This window comes from Streptomyces swartbergensis, assembly GCF_002148965.1.
GTDB classification, from domain to species: domain Bacteria; phylum Actinomycetota; class Actinomycetes; order Streptomycetales; family Streptomycetaceae; genus Streptomyces; species Streptomyces swartbergensis.
In genome coordinates this window covers 1-12,258 of record NZ_NGFN01000262.1, presented here as the reverse complement: position 1 = coordinate 12,258, position 12,258 = coordinate 1, and the positions used below count along the sequence as shown (strand labels likewise).

At 65.3% G+C, this 12,258-nt stretch carries 9 protein-coding genes and 2 pseudogenes; 3 read left to right on the top strand and 8 right to left on the bottom strand.

Annotated features, from left to right (window positions below; all coding sequences use genetic code 11):
• Nucleotides 1–95 precede the first annotated feature (95 nt).
• The 4 genes and pseudogenes from CA983_RS31525 to CA983_RS49695 form a co-directional block, all read right to left on the bottom strand.
• Nucleotides 96–1,267 (bottom strand): annotated as a pseudogene (locus CA983_RS31525) (serine hydrolase domain-containing protein).
• 42 nt (nt 1,268–1,309) lie between these two features.
• Entirely contained in the window at nt 1,310–2,536 is a 1,227-nt protein-coding gene (gene tgmC / locus CA983_RS31520; protein WP_086604214.1) for an ATP-grasp peptide maturase system methyltransferase, read from the bottom strand.
• Nucleotides 2,514–3,521: an ATP-grasp ribosomal peptide maturase gene (tgmB, locus tag CA983_RS31515; RefSeq protein WP_086604213.1), complete on the bottom strand. Its 1,008-nt coding sequence runs from the start codon at nt 3,519–3,521 to the stop codon at nt 2,514–2,516. The genes tgmC and tgmB overlap by 23 nt, the downstream gene beginning before the upstream one ends.
• Before the next feature lie 3 nt (nt 3,522–3,524).
• Nucleotides 3,525–3,758: a putative ATP-grasp-modified RiPP gene (locus tag CA983_RS49695; RefSeq protein ID WP_086604215.1), complete on the bottom strand. Its 234-nt coding sequence runs from the start codon at nt 3,756–3,758 to the stop codon at nt 3,525–3,527.
• 729 nt (nt 3,759–4,487) lie between these two features.
• Here CA983_RS49695 and CA983_RS31505 point away from each other — a divergent pair.
• Nucleotides 4,488–5,762 (top strand): NsdA family TPR-like regulatory protein, encoded by a 1,275-nt coding sequence (locus CA983_RS31505; protein ID WP_086604212.1) that lies wholly within the window; start codon nt 4,488–4,490, stop codon nt 5,760–5,762.
• Here CA983_RS31505 and CA983_RS31500 read toward each other — a convergent pair.
• Together CA983_RS31500 and CA983_RS31495 are read right to left on the bottom strand one after the other, a co-directional pair.
• On the bottom strand, nt 5,743–6,405 hold the full coding sequence (locus CA983_RS31500) for an HAD family hydrolase (protein WP_086604211.1): 663 nt from the start codon (nt 6,403–6,405) through the stop codon (nt 5,743–5,745). The genes CA983_RS31505 and CA983_RS31500 overlap by 20 nt on opposite strands.
• A gap of 142 nt (nt 6,406–6,547) precedes the next feature.
• Nucleotides 6,548–7,012: a DUF6879 family protein gene (locus tag CA983_RS31495; protein ID WP_244207180.1), complete on the bottom strand. Its 465-nt coding sequence runs from the start codon at nt 7,010–7,012 to the stop codon at nt 6,548–6,550.
• 146 nt (nt 7,013–7,158) lie between these two features.
• Here CA983_RS31495 and CA983_RS48335 point away from each other — a divergent pair.
• Nucleotides 7,159–7,272, top strand: a pseudogene (locus CA983_RS48335) (ATP-binding protein); the annotation flags it as partial.
• A 4-nt stretch (nt 7,273–7,276) separates the two neighbouring features.
• Here the strand turns inward: CA983_RS48335 and CA983_RS31480 are convergent.
• Nucleotides 7,277–10,438: a DEAD/DEAH box helicase gene (locus CA983_RS31480; protein ID WP_086604209.1), complete on the bottom strand. Its 3,162-nt coding sequence runs from the start codon at nt 10,436–10,438 to the stop codon at nt 7,277–7,279.
• Between the two features lie 138 nt (nt 10,439–10,576).
• Between CA983_RS31480 and CA983_RS31475 the strand changes: the two genes are divergently transcribed.
• Nucleotides 10,577–11,725 (top strand): MrcB family domain-containing protein, encoded by a 1,149-nt coding sequence (locus CA983_RS31475; protein ID WP_086604208.1) that lies wholly within the window; start codon nt 10,577–10,579, stop codon nt 11,723–11,725.
• Between the two features lie 334 nt (nt 11,726–12,059).
• On the opposite strand, the gene CA983_RS49690 is transcribed toward CA983_RS31475, so the two are convergent.
• On the bottom strand, nt 12,060–12,258 hold a 199-nt coding region (locus tag CA983_RS49690), incomplete at its 5' end, for a Mu transposase C-terminal domain-containing protein (protein ID WP_143645599.1).

Genomic DNA, 12,258 nt, shown 5'->3' with positions numbered 1-12,258 from the left:
CCCCACCCCTGGGCCGCCCCGGAACCGCCAACCTCGGAAGAACCGGGCGGCCGTGAGTACGTCACAGCCAACGTGACAGTTACAGACCTGGTCTGCTACGCCAGCGACTTGCGCACTGCCTTAACCAGCGACGCCGCTCGAACATCGTCGGGACCCCCGATGATGTGGTTCATCACGTAGCCGAAGGCGATGCCGTGCTCCGGGTCGGCGAAGCCGAGCGAGCCACCTCGACCGGTGTGACCGAACGACTTCGGACCGGTCATGGCGTTGGTCTCGGTGGGCAACATGTAGCCCAAACTGAATCGGCTCGGTACCAACATCACCTGATCGACCCCGCTGACCTGCTCCGCGGTCGCCAACGCAAGGATCTCCGGAGTGAGCAGACGCACGCCGTCCACATCACCGATCAGCGCGGCATACATACGCGCCAGTCCGCGCGCGGTGCCGACTCCGTTGGAGGCCGGGAGTTCCGCAGACTGCACCTCGGGCGAGTTGAAGTCGATCTCAGCCGGATCTGTGACGGCGAACGCCCTGTTGCTGAGCGAATTGGGATCGCGCCAGGCGGCAACCATCTCGCGGAGTTCATCGGGGATCGACTCCAGGGGAGCGGTGGTGAGGTCGACCTCTGGCTGCTTGTACGCCATCCTGCTGACCCGCTCGCGTTCCCTCGAAGGCAGCCCGATGAAGAAGTCGAGCCCCAGAGGAGCCGCGATCTCCTCAGCGAAGAAGCGCCCCGGCGTGCAGCCCGACACCCGGCGGATCACCTCACCGACCAGCCAGCCCCAAGTCCTGCCGTGATATCCGTGCGCGGTGCCCGGTGTCCACAGCGGACGCTGAGCAGCAAGTGCGGCCACCATCGGCTCCCAGGCTAAGGCATCGGACAGCGGCACCGGCCGGTCCAGAGCGACCAGGCCGGTCTGGTGAGCCAGCAGCCAACGCACCGGGAGGTCCGCCTTGCCGTTCGCGGCGAACTCCGGCCAGTACTCGGCGACTGGAGCGTCGAGGTCCAGCACACCGCGCTCACCAGCAGATGGACTGCGGTCGCGGTCGCCCCCTTGGTCGCCGAGTAGACGAGCTGCAGAGTGTCCCGCGCCCACGGGCGACCGGTGTCGCCGTCGGAGACCCCACCCCACAGGTCCACCACCGGTCGGCCATCGCGATACACACAAACCGCTGCTCCGATGTCCCTGTGCCGGACGAAGTTCGCCGCGAACGCCTCACGCACCGGTTCGAACCCGGCCGCGACCTCACCGTGGATCGTCGTCATGCCACCCATCCTGGCCGTCCTGCGGTCTGTTCCTAGGAACAGTTATTGCGGGAGACGCCCCGTGTCAGGGCTATCACTGGGCAGCGACAGACCAGGCATGTTCGGGTGCCGCAGGAACTGCCCACCGCCCCAGACGTGCAGCGTGAACGTCTCAGGCCCCGGCCGGTCCGCGCCATCGAAGGCGTCCAGTACTCCCTCGACACGTTCCCACAACCTCACCGGGCCGCCCTCACGTACATTCCAAACACCGTCGCCAGGCGTGAGAGTGGCCGCGGAGCCACTCACGACGTCGACTAGGTGTACCACCTCGCCAATTGTGACCAACTGGGCGCCTGGAACGGCACACTGCGCGAGGAACCGCAGATGGAATGCCTCCTCCGTCGCGGCCGTGAGGCGCTCCGGACCGTGCCGGGCCGTCCTGTGCTTGTCTGGTAGGCCTGCGGCCCAGTGGGCAGGGTTGCCGAATGACGGCGCGGCATGGGTACGGGCGGCCATGAAGGAGACGGTGCCTGGTAGCAGCGCCCCTTCCGCCGTGCCGTCGTCGGCGACGGTCAACAGGACACGGGCGTACCCGTAGAGCCACCCCGACAGGGTGAGAAGGATCTTTCCGCCCGGCCGGGTCTGGGCGAGCAGGGCGGGCGGTACGGCGCGGAAGGAGCAGGCGGCCACGATGCGGTCGAAGCGGGCCTCGGGCCAGTACCCGTACAGCCCGTCCGCCACGGCGAGGGTCGGGGCGTAGCCGCAGTCGTACAGCGCGTCTGCTGCCAACTCCAATCGCCGGGGGTCTACCTCGATGCTGGTGACATCCCCGGAGTCGAGGTGTTCGCAGGCCAGTGCCGTCGAGTAACCCGTCCCGGTACCGATCTCGAGCACCGTATGACCCTCGGCCACTTCGGCGTCGGCCCACATGCGCACCACCAAGGACGGCAGCGTGGATGACGAGGTCGGCGCACCACCACGCCGGACGACCGGGGCCTTCCAGTCGGGCTCCTCCCCGTCGAACTGGGTGATCAGAGTGGTATCGGAGTACGCGGCCGCCAGCCACCGCCCGTAGTCAAGTTCGGCGGTGACCGGTTCCCATACCGTCAGTCCTTGCCCGTCGCGATCGTCTGCGGGCAGGTAGAAACCGGGCACGAACCGGTGCCGCGGTACAGCTTCCACCGCCGCCCGCCAGGCCGGGTCACGTAGAACACCGCCTTGATCGAGGCTGTCCGCCAGGGCTTCACGCAGGCGGGCCGCATCGGTCTCAGGGTCGGCGGGAAACACCATGACGTGCCGTCTCCTTCCATACTTCCGTGCTCAGCATGTCGGCGAACGCCTCGGCGATGTCCGCGGCGTCCGGGAGCCAGCCCCACTGCCCGTTCGGGTTGCACTCGATGGCCCACCAGTCTTCGGGATCGTCCCCGTCCCCGGTGAGGGCGAAGTCGAAGCAGCCGAAGACCAGGCCGAAGGAGTCCAGGTACGTGTACAAAGCGGCCTCGATCGCGGCAGGGACGGCGATGGGGGCATGCAACAGCTCGTCCCAGTCACCCCGACGCCAGTCGAGGGCTCGGTCCGGCGCGGTGATCTGCTGGGCGAAGATCCGACGGCCGACCACGGTGATCCGTACGTCCCCGCTTTTGGGAATCTCGGTCTGGAACATGTGCGCGGTCATCGCCAGTGTGTCGTCGAAGGTGTCGGGCTCCACGCGTTGGGTCCAGATCGCGCCGGTGTGGCCGTCATCGCTGCAGGGCAGCCCGCGGAACGTCTTGTAGACGACCCGCCCGTGGTCGGCGGCGAACTTCCTGGCCGCCTCCGCCTCATTGGTGACCAGAGTGGGCGGAACCCGCAGCCCGAGCTCGGCGAATCTCTGCAACTGGGCCGGCTTGAAGTCCGCACGGGTCACCGCGTGCGGATGATTCACGTACAGCGCCCCATGCAGGCTGTTCAAGACACCGCCGAGCCCGTGCCTGGCCTCGGTGACCGCGAAGTCCCGTGGCTGTTGTGGTAGATGCTGGAAACGAGTGGTGTACGGGGTGGGGCGACGGTAGTAAACCGCCGTCACCTCCCTCACCTCCACCTCTCTGCTCGGCGTGCGCAGCCGCCCACCCCAGACAGGGGTTTCCGGGCCGAGACGGAACCCGAAGGCCAACTCGCGCCCGATATCGGCGGGATCGATGCGTACGACGGGCACCTCGCGTTCGTTCAGCGCCCCGATGACACGGTCCGCTGTGAAATCTTCCAACGCGGTGACGACCAGGACGGTAGAGGTCATCGGTCAGTCCGACTCATAGTCGGTGGTGTGGTCGTCCTGCGTCTGGGGCTGCGGATTCTGTCCGTCTCCTCCTCCGGAAACAGACGCGGTACCGGTCGTCCTCGATGTGCCGTGCTTGCCCATCTCGATCACCTGGCCCATGGTGTCCGTGTACCGCGCTGTCTGGGTGGAACCGTCCAGTACGACGGTCGCGTACGACGGTGGGCGTACGGGGAGCCGGTCGGTGACCAGCCTCATGGCCCAGGGGCGCTGAGCGGCGACAGTCGTCTTGAGCTCACCCATGTCATTCGGACAGAGCTCGGACTCCACGATCAGCCGCGATCGGCCTGCCTCGACCAGGCCGACGACTGAGTTTGGTGGACACAGGTCACCGGCGTACCGCGGCGGAACCACCCAGTATGTGCCCGGTGGTCGCAGGCGGTCGATGCGCGGCACACCCAGGTAAGTGTCGCGACCAAGGCACGACACGATTCCGTCGTACGCCCACGCGAGACCGGCTTGCCCGTCGACCAGCGCGTAGTAAGTGCCACCCGCCACTCGACGGTCGTAGATGATCGCCCCTCCCAGTAACTCGCTGAGCGCACAGGCCACTCGGTCCTGGTCCTCGGACTGAACACCGGCATGCACGACATCCGACGTCATACGAACCGCCGCGAACCGCTCGCCGAGCGGAAGCAGCGCGACGCCCTGTGCGGCCCACTCCGTCCGTACGCGCTCGGGCTCCGGATGCGTCCGCGCCACCACTCGGAGATGTCCAAGTCCTCGTGTGTGTACATGGCGTGTTCCCCCTTGCTGTCGGTCGGTACGGCAAACAGGGTCCAGGACCCAAGTCATCGATTCGAGGACTTTAGGAGGCCGTTCAAAGGACTTACAAAGGGCCTAACGGACCCCTTGAGGGGGAAAAGACGTCCAGTCGAGGCCCTCCATGGGAAGATTGGGTCGTAGTCAGCAGGAGGAGGTGGCCCCGTGCCAAGGCCCACAGGCAACGCTCGACTCAAGGCTGCTCGGGTGGCCGCTGGCTTCAACTCGCAACAGGACCTGGCCGACGCCCTCACCGAGCACGCGAAGAGCATGGGCATCCGCGGCCTGTCCATCGGGGTACGCCAGGTCCGCCGCTGGGAGTCGGACAACCCACCCTGGCCGCAACCGGACTGCCAGCGTGTACTCGTCCACCTGCTCGGGCAGAACATGGAGTCTCTCGGCTTCACGCCCCCGTGGGGTTCCGAGGGATCGACACCCGACCCCGTCCGGCGCACCCTGGTTGCCGGTGGGACGGCCGCCTTCGGGCTGGCGATGGGGCGAGGCCGAGCCTCGGCCGCATTGCAACCGGTCACCGCCGGGCCGGACTTCGATGCGGTCACCCGCTCCCACCGTCGGCTCTACTGGTCGGTCGCACCGACCAAACTGCACCCGGCTGTCCTGGCGCACGCGACGCTCGGCTGCGCCCTACTGCCGGAGACGTCGGACTCCACCCGACGCACGATTGCCGCGGCGCTGGCGGAGACCTACCTCCTCGCGGGCCGGATCGAATTCTTCGATCTCTCCGAGCCGACCACGGCACATGACACGCTTCTCCTCGCCCTGCAAGCCGCAGGCGAGGCCGACGACCCGTTGCTCGGTTCGGCGATCATCGCGCACATGGCCTTCATCCCGGGCTGGGCAGGTGATCAGGAAGGAGCTCAGGAACGCATGATCGCGGCACGCACCTACGCGCGCCGCGCCCCTGCCTCTGCGGAATTTCTAGCGTGGCTGGACGCCGTCGAGGCCGAATGCGAGACCAGGTGCGGCAACACCCGCACCGCCCTGCACCTGATCGGCCATGCCGAGGACACCCTTGAGGCTGGCAACGAGCATCCCTCCCCTTCGTGGATGGACTGGTTCTCCCCGGCGCGACTCGCGGCCTTCAAGGGCAACACCCAGCTGCTCGCCGGCCACCTCCCGCAAGCCCGTGCCGCGCTGCTCCAGGCGCTCGAAGCCATGACCCCGGGTGAGGAGAAGCAACGCACAGTCGTCTACGGCGACCTGGCAGCCGTCGAGGCGGCGTCCGGCAAACCCGAGGCGGCCTGCGAGTACGCGGGCAAGGCGCTCGATCAGCTGGCACTCACCTGGTACGCCACCGGCATGGACCGCGTACGCGAAGTCCGTCGTGCGCTCACGCCCCACCAGCACGAGAGCTGCGTCCGCGACCTCGACGACCGCCTGTACGACTGGTCTACGACACTCAGCGCGCTGAGGCGTTGAACTCGCCCACTTGGCCGCTCAGTTCAAGCAGCCCTTCGACACGGAAGGTCGGCAACTCCAAGGCCTCGGTGCTACTCCACTGAATGGTGGCCCAGGGTCCGCGATGCACAAGCGCCGTGTGCATACCCGCCTGCCTGGCAGGACTGATGTCGTTGTCGCACCGGTCGCCCACGTACAGGATCTCGCCGACTTCGAAGGGCACTGCGTCGGCCACCCGCTTGAAGAACTCGGGGGCGGGCTTGCTGGCGCCCCAGTCGTCCGACGTACCGATCAAGTCGACGTCGTCGGAGAACAGCGCCCGCAGAATGCCTCCGGCCCGCACGGTCTGGTTCCCGGCGATACCGAGCCACAGCCCGTCGGCCCGAAGCTGCCGCAGAGCTGGCCGGACGTCCTCGTACAGATCCTCTTCCCCAAAGCTCTCCGGCTGCCCGGCAGCAGCCCGCTTATCCCGCTCCTCATAGAGATCGAACCCGGGGCGGAACTCCTGGAACGTCTCGCGGTAGTCACGGCCCTGGGCGATCACGGCCCCGAACATCGCATGGAAGGTGTGCCGCGGCACACCCAGCCAGTCGGCCCAAGTGCCGTACTCCCGGGTCTCGTCTACGAGGCACTCACCTACGTCGAAGACCACTGCGCGAATCATGGGGGAAGACTATCCAAGGGCAACAAGGGCTCGGCTGAGCTCAGGCTCACCCCTTCCGGATCTCACGCAGGTCTTGGCCGAGCGCTCGCCGGGCCTCGACAACACCGGACGATGACGGCAACTGATGAAATCTCCATCAGGCCTACCGGACCGGCGGCTGGTATAGCTCATGCGGGGTGCCCCGCTCCCACACTGCCTCGAACGCCGAGCTGCACAGTTTCACGGTCGCCGGGTCGTCCGTGCAGGTCTCGTCGTCTGGTGCGAGTTCGCCGTTTCCGTCGAAGTGGTGAAACAGAACGACACTGCCGTCCAGCAGCCAGAAGTCGTTACCGGGCAGGGCGATGTCCGACGCCCTGCGCCGCGACAGCCACCGGACCTTCTCGCCGGCTGCGACATTGGCACCGGTCACATGGTGCTCGAACTCGACGTAGTCGCTCACCGGCTCTGAGACGATGCGGGCACGGCGAACCTCGACACCCCGGCCGGCCAGCTCGGCAGCCAGAGCGAGCCAGGGCCGCAGGGAGGGATCGTTGTCCTCGGGTGCGTTGCGGACACCGTGCTGCCATGCGATGAACCGCGGATCCGAGCGCATGTAACCGTCGCGCATCTCCAGATGCACGGCCGAGGCCCGGCAGTTCCGTAGCCGCTGCTCAAGCGTCGGTTCCGCCCCCACCGCTCACCTCCGGGAAGAACTGCATCATGCGCTTCGGGAACTCGATCACCGTCTCATGCTCAGGACGGTGATCGGTGGCGATCACCGACTTCCTTCACTGGCTCCAAGCCCACGGCCGCGACGCGGACGACACACTCGACCGAGCGCAGATGCGATTCGAGGCCGAGTGCGCAGCCCTGTGTGAAGGGGCGTAAGGCGTCACCCGGCTGAGATCGCAGAGTAGGTCCAGACATCGGCTGGAATCGGGTGCTTCAGTCGCCATGTGATCGCCATGGGCTTGCTGCCCGTGTGCTCTACGTACTCGGCAGAGCCCAGCAGTATCCACGGCTGGGCACCGCCGATGTCCGTCGTCTTGTAGCGGCGTACGAAGAGCAACACGTGGCTGCCTTCACTGGCATGCCGCTGGTAGCGCAGACCTGTGGGAGAGGTCTCCGAGGTCTGGTTTTGGGACTCCCAGTGGAAGAGGGTCTCGCTCAGGGCGTAGTCGTGGTAGCGGGTCTGCGGAGAGAAGTCCTTCTCGTCCTTCTCCAGGGTGATGAGGAGGGCATCCGTCTTGATGGACTCGCACCACTTCACACCTTCGCGGAAGTCTCCGGGCATAAAGCCGCCGATGCTGGACTCGCCAAGAGCGGGCAGTATCTCTTCACGGCTGTACGAGGCGTGCACGGTCAGCGGGATCCCGGCTTCGTCGCTGATCCCGAGGAGCGGAATCGGTACGTGCTCTGTGTGGGCCAAGTTGTACGCCAACACCTGACGGAGCTCACTCCGCATGGCCTGCTGCTTGCGAAGCGTTGTGAAGCCGGCGTCGTAGCTAGTGAAGCCTTTGCGGGTCCAGCCGCCGAGCGGCCACAGCTGGAAGAAGAGCATGCGAGCGTACGCCTGCCCCTGCTCATCGAGCTCGTTGTAAGAAGGAGCGTTGTCCTCCAACATGCGCGTGTAAGCCGCCACACGGAGTGGATCGTCCACGTGGAGAAATGCCGGGATGCGCTTGAGGAGCGCTGCTTCACCTTCCGGTGCCTCGTCTTTCAAGAGTCCTGCTCGGCGAAGCAGGCCCGTCCAGGAGTTCCCGTTCCCCCGGTAGAGCTCCTTGAGTTCACGGCCGCTCTCTTCCAGGTAGCGGCTGAGCATTGGCTCGGCATAATCCGCCACCTCGCGCGCAAGTGCCGTCACATTGACGCCGATCTGATCCTTGATGTTGGCGATGATCAACTTCTTGGCCTTCTCCTCAAGGATGATTTGGCAGCCGGATGGGAGCTGCGGGAAGTCGTGCTCGATGTGGTCCAGCAGTCGTTTTCGGGTCAGGTTGGTCAGCGCCCGAAACTGGTTCTCGAAGCGGAACTCCTTGCGATGCTGTCCGATGAAGTCCAGCACGGTGAGCACCGCTTTGCCTTCGGACCGGCGGAGTCCACGGCCCAACTGCTGCAAGAAGACTGTGGCACTTGAGGTGGGGCGCAGGAGGAGCAGTGTGTCCACGTCTGGGATGTCGAGGCCTTCGTTGAATAGGTCGACCGAGAAGATCACCTGGAGCACACCTGACGCTAGGTCGTCCAGCGCCTGCTTGCGCTGCTCGGCCGGCGTCTCCCCGGACAGAGCAATGGCATTGAGGCCGGCCGTGCGGAAGGCTTCAGCCATAAACTGGGCGTGGGCGACTGATACACAGAAGCCCAGCGCCCGCATCGTGCTGGGATCGGTAACTTTCTCCTTCACTGATTTCACGACCAGCCGGGCACGACGGACGTTGCTCGAGAGCACATTACTCAATGTGGCTGGGTCATACGCCCCGCGCTTCCACTCCACCGTGCTCAGGTCTGTGGAGTCGCTAATGCCGAAGTAGTGGAATGGACTGAGGAGATCGTTCTCTAGCGCCTCCCACAGTCGCATTTCGGCGGCGATCCGACCATCGAAGAACTCGTCCTGGATGTTCTTGCCGTCCATGCGTTCAGGCGTGGCAGTGAGCCCGAGCAGCTCCAAGGGTTGGAAGTGATCAAGAATCTTCCGGTACGTCGGTGAGGTTCCGTGGTGGAACTCATCGATCACAATCACGTCGAAGTGATCGGGAGCGAGACGATCAAGGCCCTTTGCGTTAAGTGACTGCACGCTGGCGAAGACGTGAGACCAGCGCTCTGGGATTTCACCACTGTGCAGTGACTCGCCAAAGTTCGCGTCTACCAAGACGTCTTGGTACGTCCTCATAGACTGCTCGAGTATCTCCTTGCGGTGAGCAACGAAGAGCAGCCGCAGGTCACTGCCGTGCTTCTTACGCAGTTGTTTGTAGTCCAGTGCCGCCATCACGGTCTTGCCTGTGCCTGTGGCTGCCACGAGCAGATTCCGGTGCCTGTCGTGCACCTCCCGCTCGACCTCCAACCGTTCCAGCATGTCGCGCTGATGCGGATACGGCCGTACTTCTAGGCCTGACAACGTGATCCTGCGAGCAGCGGATGGCGACGAGGTTCCGCCCGCGATGGCCAAGGCTTCCTGAAGGCGCTCGCCATCGGCCTTCGGGTCGTACGCCTCGAAGGATGGGTCACTCCAGTAGGCGTCGAAGGTGGCTTCGAACTTGCGCAGTACATCGGGAGTGGCGACTGAGGACAGGCGGACGTTCCACTCCAGGCCATCGAGAAGCGCTGCCTTGGACAGGTTCGAGCTGCCTACGTATGCCGTGTCGTACCCACTTCGGCGGCGGAAGAGCCATGCCTTGGCGTGCAACCGTGTCGAGCGCGTCTCGTAGTTGACCTTGACCTGCGCGTTGAACTCCTCCACGAGTCGGTCCAACGCGCGCCGCTCGGTCGCGCCGATGTAGGTCGTCGTGATGACCCGTATCGGCACCTTTCGGGCATGGGCTGCCTTGAGTGACTGCTCGATGATCCGGAGACCATGCCACTTCACGAAGGCGCACAGCAGGTCTACCCGGTCAGCTGTGGCGAGCTCTGCGCGCAGTTCGAAGCCGAGGCTCGGGTCATCGGGAGAGTTGGTGATCAGAGCCGCGTCGGAGAGCGGGATGCCCGGGCGTACGGCAAAGACGCCGGGTGCCTCTTGCCGGGTCAGTGCAAGGAGTTGGCGTGGTCCGTCTGCGATCAGGTCCACCCACTCCTGTGCACCTTGCAGTGTGCTGATGGACTCCAGGATGTGATTCGCTGCGTAGACCCGCTCCTCTGCCGGGAGGTTCTTCAGCACACGTCGAACCGTTCGCGCAATATGCGACGCCAGGATGTGCGGCCCTGACTCTGGGCCCACAGCTTCACTTACGGGATGCCAGCCGAGGCTGACCAACTCCTTCAGCTGCTGCTCGAAACGGAGCGTGATCAGCTGCTCGTACAGTCCATCGGCCGGGGCCGAGACGTCGGTACGGCTCTCAGGCACAGGCAGGCTCCCCCGATTGATCGCGTTGATCGACGATGGCCCTTTCTATCAAGAGGCTCTGACAGCGTCCGGAGCCGTGCAGACAGCTTCGAGCGTTGGGCAAGTGCGGTCGTTGGCACGCGACGAGCTGATCCCTAAGTGACACAACTGATCAAACCGGGTTACTTTTTGGACGTGCACTTACGTGACCTCCTCATACGTATAGCGGAGACCTACGACCCCAAGGCCGGTACGGCCAGCGGCGTACCAGCCCAAGACCTCCTCCGGGAGGTCGAGAGGATGTCGGATTTGCCGCTACCACAGGGCTTCTCCGCCGCGGGATACGGCGGGAAGGGATCTGCGAGTAGTACTCCGTGGATCGGCGTGTTCGGTAGATCGATCAACACGCAGGCTCAAGAGGGGCTGTACCTCGCCTACATCTTCGACTCGACTTTGACGTCCGTGACCCTCACGATGCAGCAGGGCGTGACGAAGCTTTCGGATGAGTACCCCAAGCAGGGAGACCTGCGGAGGGAGCTGAAGCGGCGAGCAAGGCACCTCCGGGCAGGAATGGAACCCGAGCTGGCCAGGCGTTGGAGTCATACGCCGGCCTTCCGATCTAGCCTCGAACGCCCCCGTGCGTACGAGGCAGCGAGCGTCGTAGCCCGTCGGTACGAGATCGCGAGCATGCCATCGGAGGAAGTCCTCGCAGAGGAACTGCACGTGGCGTCTCTGCTGCTTCGCGACGCTGCTGCAAGCTATCGCGTCTGGCTTCAGCAGCCGCGAGAGAACGAGCCTTTTCTGTACGAGGGTGACGGACACTCCACTGCTGACGATCCCCTGGACGGCTTTCGCCCGAACAGCAGCAGTGACTACTACGTCCGCATCAAGGGCGGGCGCCGACGCAGGGAACGCCACCACGAGGAGCTCATTGAGGCCTTCGGCCTCCATGTCGTCACGCGCGGGTATACCCCCATCACGCAAGGCATGTATCCGAGAGACCTGGTCCTACGCCGTCCCGCTGAGAACCGGCAGCGGTCCTGGCTCGTGGAGGGCAAGGCCGTGAAGAAGGGCAACGCCACCGAAGCTGTCCGGCAAGCCGTAGGTCAGCTCTACGAGTACAGCTACTACTGGCACGAGAAGCGCGGCGAGCCGAAGCCGCACCTTGTTGCCCTCTTCACGGAAGACATTGGGCACTACGCCGAGTACCTGGAGGATCACGGCATCGCGTCGATCTGGCGCACCAACACCGGAGACTGGGCGGGTTCTCCCACGGCCGTGTCATGGGATTTGGCCGCAGGGGCTTGACCCCTCGTACGAACTGCCTCCGCGAGACGCTGCTGCTGTCGGGGCCGCCCGCTTCCTGGTCAGTGTCGTGCTTCCGCGGCCCACCTCAAGGGCGCTTCACTCCGCTGCGCTGCGTTCCGCGTCGGCTGGCGCCGATGGCCCTGCGGGCCACCCTTGACCCGGGCCGCTCCAGCACGGGAGAGAAGCGAGTGGGCGGCCCGGAGAGGCGGGGGCCGCAGGTGGGGAGCGCAACTGGTTGGCTCCAGGCACCCGGCGTGGGTGAATGCGTCAGCAGCTCGGCGTACGCCGGGTCGGTTCGRCGGCGGGTCGCCGGTGGGGTGAGGCGTCCGGGGCGTCACCAGAACGCGCCCGCTCCCATCCCCAACCCGAGCAGCACGCAAGAGACCCCCCAAGCCAGATGCGCCCCCGCCGAGTACGACACATTCGCCGGCCTTCCGTCCTTCTGGTGTACGACCACGACCCGGCGTGGGTCCCTCGGGTCGTAGCGGAGGACGACCGGGACTCCGGCGTGGAGAGGGTGTTGCTCGTGATTG

Bases quoted from the DNA above. Each gene is read 5' to 3' on its own strand.
- tgmC (WP_086604214.1), bottom strand. From the start codon at position 2,536: ATGGTGTTTCCCGCCGACCCTGAGACCGATGCGGCCCGCCTGCGTGAA.
- tgmB (WP_086604213.1), bottom strand. From the start codon at position 3,521: ATGACCTCTACCGTCCTGGTCGTCACCGCGTTGGAAGATTTCACAGCG.
- CA983_RS49695 (WP_086604215.1), bottom strand. From the start codon at position 3,758: ATGAGGCTGGTCACCGACCGGCTCCCCGTACGCCCACCGTCGTACGCG.
- CA983_RS31500 (WP_086604211.1), bottom strand. From the start codon at position 6,405: ATGATTCGCGCAGTGGTCTTCGACGTAGGTGAGTGCCTCGTAGACGAG.
- CA983_RS31495 (WP_244207180.1), bottom strand. From the start codon at position 7,012: ATGCGCGACGGTTACATGCGCTCGGATCCGCGGTTCATCGCATGGCAG.